The sequence below is a fragment of the Candidatus Cloacimonadota bacterium genome (assembly GCA_021734245.1).
GTDB lineage: Bacteria > Cloacimonadota > Cloacimonadia > Cloacimonadales > TCS61 > B137-G9.
Window position 1 is genome coordinate 1 of record JAIPJH010000137.1, and the last position, 5,055, is coordinate 5,055.

Annotated in this window: 2 protein-coding genes; one reads left to right on the top strand and one right to left on the bottom strand. The window is 37.4% G+C overall.

The window, feature by feature from the left end:
- Positions 1–113 precede the first annotated feature (113 nt).
- Complete coding sequence (locus K9N40_13090) at positions 114–839, bottom strand: response regulator (GenBank protein MCF7815404.1); 726 nt, start codon at positions 837–839, stop codon at positions 114–116.
- 1,290 nt (positions 840–2,129) lie between these two features.
- Here K9N40_13090 and K9N40_13095 point away from each other — a divergent pair.
- Positions 2,130–4,892: a cation-transporting P-type ATPase gene (locus K9N40_13095; GenBank protein MCF7815405.1), complete on the top strand. Its 2,763-nt coding sequence runs from the start codon at positions 2,130–2,132 to the stop codon at positions 4,890–4,892.
- The last annotated feature ends 163 nt before the right edge of the window (positions 4,893–5,055 follow it).

Here is a 5,055-nt window from a genome sequence, read left to right on the forward strand (position 1 = left end):
GAAAAATGGATTACTGGTAAAAAGTATTTTATAATGGACGAGTATTATGAATCAAAGAAAGAAAATAACAAATAACTAATCAAGAAAATTGCGTGAAATCCAATATGAGGAATTTACACACAAATTTGGACTTGACTTTCCGCTTCTTTTTCTGCCTTTTGTTTGGCAAATTCTTCTTCCTGTTTTTTCAGAACTTTTTCTGCTACTTTAGGATAGTATTGGCGCATACAATCCGGGCAAATTCCATGGCTGAACTGGGCGTCGCTATGTTCGGCAATATAATGTTCCACACCTTTCCAATAACCGGAATCATCTCTGATCTTTTTACAATGAGAGCAAATAGGCAGTAGACCGGAAAGCGTTTGAATTTCATGTAGTGCTTTCTGAAGTTTTTCGATAAGCATTTTTTGTTTATCGCTGACCAGTTTCAAGCTGACATGAGCTTTTACCCGAGCCAGAAGTTCGGGAGTGTTGAAAGGTTTGGTGAGATAATCTTTTCCGCCTGCTTCAAAGCCTTTTACAATACTTTCTTTATCGGTAACCGCAGTAAGAAAAATGACAGGAATTTCTTTTTTTACATCATCTTCCTGCAGTTTTATACAAACTTCAAAACCATTCATTGCCGGCATCATAATATCCAATAAAATCAAATCGGGAGGATTTTCTTCTATTTTTTGCAAAGCTTCAGCACCGCTGGCTGCTGTAATTGTTTCATATTGATTCTTTTCTAATATTTTTTTGGCAATCATCACATTGATCGGTTCATCATCCACAACCATTATCTTCGGTGTTTTTGTATCGCTTTCCAGGATAGTTGGAATCTGTTTTTTATCTTTCATAATTCTCTCCTTAAACTTCCAATGGTAAACCAAGCTCAGACAGATATTCTGTAAATTCTTTTTTTGTGCTCACGAAAATACCATCCAATTGTTTCAGTAAATTTTCCACATCAATTTTACTAATCATGCATTTCTCCAAATTCATAATTCATTTATCATTATTTAAGTTTTTTAGTATGCAATAAGTTGTCCATTTAAATATGAAAATTGCTTAAATTGATGTTAATCAATAGAATTCCTCGACGCTTGCGTCGGGGTTTTCCAAATTTTCTCCCCTGTTTGAGGGGAGATGCCGAAGGCAGAGGGGTAAATAATGAAAATTCGATTTTCAGCTTGCTGAAATAAATTTAGCGAAATACACCTTGGCTTTGCCACGGTGATAGTCAAATTTAAAAATTTTCTTTATTGATTTAAGTGCAAAATTTATAGATGATGACGATCAGGAATGTTTGCATGGATTAATTTCAATTCTTAGTAGGCTTACAAACGACTTGTGTCCTTTATGATACAATATAGAACTTTGACATTTTGTAGTAAATTTTATTTTTAGTTGACGAATGAATATTACATTTTGCAATATAGCCAAGGGAGGAAGAGTAGATGAAATTTAAATGCTCTAAATGCGGTAATACTTCATTCAGACGTGTTCGACGTGCTCCCTGGCAAAGGCATATTCCTGGCCTAAAGAAGTACGAATGCTCTTCATGTTATACCACGGTCTACAAAATTTTCGGTATTCCAATTTATTACACTCGTTACTAATAAAAATCAGATTGGGACAGTAAATTATGTGATTTGTGTCTTATATGACACAAAAATAGCATAAGCAAAACTTCAACAAAACAGCAGAAACAAATTTTATTTCTATATTTTATAATAAGTTACACTGATTTTTACAGTTAATTATTCCATTTGGCACCAAAATTTCATTACATCTTTTTAATCTGTAAAAAAAAAATGAAGGTCGGAGGTCTTTGCTGTATAGTCAACCCTCTCTCTTCCTATCGGTGGAGACTTCCTCGACCTTTTTTTTAATCAATAGAATTCCTCGACGCTTGCGTCGGGGTTTTCCGAAATTTCTCCCCTGTTCGAGGGGAGATGCCGAAGGTAGAGGGGTAAATAATGAAAATTCGATTTTCAGTTTGCTGAAATAAATTTAGCGAAATACACCTTGGCTCTGCCACGGTGATAGTCAAATTTAAGAATTTTCTTTAATTTTATTATTTGACCTTTTGAAGCAAAACTGAATTTTAGAAGTTAAATTATTAAAATTAAATTGGAGATTAGAAATTGGAAAAAATAAACTGGTATCAATTGAAAGCAGATGAAATTTTTGAGAAACTATCTTCTTCCCCAAAAGGATTAAATTCTGAAGATGCTGCCAAAAGAAAAGAAGAATACGGAAAAAACGAGTTAACTACAAGTAAAAAACAATCACCAGTCATTAAGTTTTTACTACAATTTAGAGATGTATTTATGATTGTTCTAATGGTAGCAGCAGGACTGTCATTTTTTATCAAAAGTTATCGTGATGGCTTTATCATGCTTATTATTGCCATCATCAATGCCGTCATCGGATTTCTGCAGGAATATAAGGCAGAAAAAATAATGGAGTCACTCAAAAAACTGGTGCAGTCTCCTTCCAAAGTGTTGCGCAATGGAGAATTCAAAGAGATTCATCAAAGTGAATTGGTACCGGGAGATATCATTAGTCTGGATGAAGGAGATAAAGTACCGGCAGATATTCGCATTATTGAGTCGTTCAATTTACGAACAAATGATGTTTCTCTTACGGGAGAATCGATGCCGCAGGACAAACACAGCAATGTTATCAAGGAAGAATGTGGCTTGGCAGATCGGGATAATATGGTGTATCTGGGAACAACTGTAGCCGCCGGAAATGCAAAGGGAATTGTAACAGCTACGGGAATGAATACAGAAATGGGAAAGATTGCAAATCTTACACAGGAAGAAGAAAAATCTCGTTCTCCTTTGCAGATCGAATTGCAGAGTGTGGCAAATCGACTCACCTTTTTTGCTATTATTATTGCCATGTTCTTATTTATAGGCAGTGCACTGCAAGGGCTGGGAATTAATTTTGCCCTGATTTATGCTTTGGGAATTGCTGTTGCTGTAGTTCCGCAAGCTCTTCCCATGCAAATCACCGTTGCCCTTACGCAAGGCGTAAACCGGTTGGCTAAGGAAAATGCTGTTGTAAAAAAATTGTCTTCAGTAGAAACACTTGGCTCCACCGACGTGATCTGCACCGATAAAACCGGAACTTTGACTAAGAACGAAATGACGGTGAAAGAACTGTGGTTTTCAGACGCATTTTACAAGATCACAGGTTTGGGTTATAAACCGGAAGGTTCCATTCAAAATGAAGCAGGTAATGAGCTCTCACAAAAGCAGATTCAGGAGTTGGAAGTGATGCTGGATTCTGCTACGATGGCTTCCAATGCTACAATTCATCCACCCGACGAAAACCACGATAACTGGTATCCGATCGGTGATCCGACCGAAGCTGCTCTCATTACGCTCTCCTCCAAATTGAGAACGTATTCCCCAAAAGAAGACGAAGAAAATCCTGAACTACACGAATTCAGTTTTGATTCTGTACGCAAAAGAATGAGCTCTATCCGTCAGTTTGGTGAAGAAAAATTTCTGACGATGAAAGGAGCAACAGACAGCATTTTATCGATCAGCAAGCATATCTGGAAACATGGAAAAAAAGAAATAATCAGCGAAGCAGATAAGAAGAAAATAGAGCAGATCAATGAGTCATATTCCAGGCAGGCAATGCGTGTTATTGCCATTGCTCATCGCAAACTGGAAAAGAATGAGAAAGATTTTATACTGGAAGATATCGAAAAAGATGTGATTTTTTTGGGTCTTGTAGCAATGACCGATCCACCAAAACAAGGTGTAAAAGAAGCAATAGACAAAGCTCACGAAGCTCATATCAGCACGTTCATCATGACCGGTGATCATGCCATCACTGCGCAGGCAATCGGGAAAGAAATAAATCTTTCAGCTGTTGGTGAAGATGTGCCTGTGGTTACCGGTAAAGAATTCACCGATCTTTCTGATGAAGAATTGAATAAAATAATGATAGAGAATGATTCACTCATCTTCAGTCGGGTTTCACCCGAAGATAAACTTCGTATTGTAAAACTTCTGAAGAACCAGGATAAGATAGTAGCAGTTACAGGCGATGGAGTAAACGACGCACCAGCTCTGAAAAGTGCTCACATCGGCGTTGCCATGGGTCAGATGGGAACAGACGTTTCCAAGCAGGCAGCGGAATTGGTTTTGCTGGACGACAGCTTTCCAACTCTGGTCAAGGCGATCCGCGAAGGCAGGATTATTTACAATAATCTGCGGAAAACTGTGCTGGCTTCCCTCACCAGTAACGGTGCAGAATTAACTGTTGTTTTATTAGGCTTGTTGGGAGTTACATTATTCAACTGGCCGATCCCGATTCTGGCAATTCAAATTTTAGCGATAGACCTTTTTGCAGAGATTTTACCTTTGACCGCATTAACTTTCGATCCTGGTTCCAAGGAATTGATGAGTTCGCCACCACGCAGCCGAACAGATCATATCATCAACAAACGGTCTTCTTCAGAGATCATTTTTCTTGGCTTACTGATGGGACTTTTAGCATTTATGAATTTCGGATTATTCATTAAGAGAATGGGAATAGAACTGACTTCAGATCACATTTTATATGCCAGAGCAACAACGATATGCTACACCACGATCGCTTTTACACAATTCATCAATATCATGTCTCGCCGGTATGAACTGAAAACGATCTTCTCACGAAATTTCTTCAGCAATCCCAAAATTCTTTATTCCATTTTGTTTTCAATTTCTATCTGCCTGATTGCTATTTATACTCCTGGTTTCAATGATTTTTTATCTTTTGCTCCACTTCGTATGAGTGATTGGATTTCGATTTTAGCTGCATCAGCGATATTCCTGATAGCTCATGAGATAATAAAAATTTTAAAGAATAGTAAAATATCTGAGAATAAGGAACAGGTTTAAGAAAGAATTTATCAATTTTAATCAATAGAATTCCTCGACGCTTGCGTCGGGGTTTTCCGAAATTTCTCCCCTGTTTGAGGGGAGATGCCGAAGGCAGAGGGGTAAATAATGAAAATTCGATTTTCAGCTTGCTGAAATAAATTTAGCGAAATACACCTTGGCT

Excerpts from the sequence above, each read along its gene's own strand:
- K9N40_13090 (MCF7815404.1), bottom strand. The coding sequence starts at position 839 with ATGAAAGATAAAAAACAGATTCCAACTATCCTGGAAAGCGATACAAAA.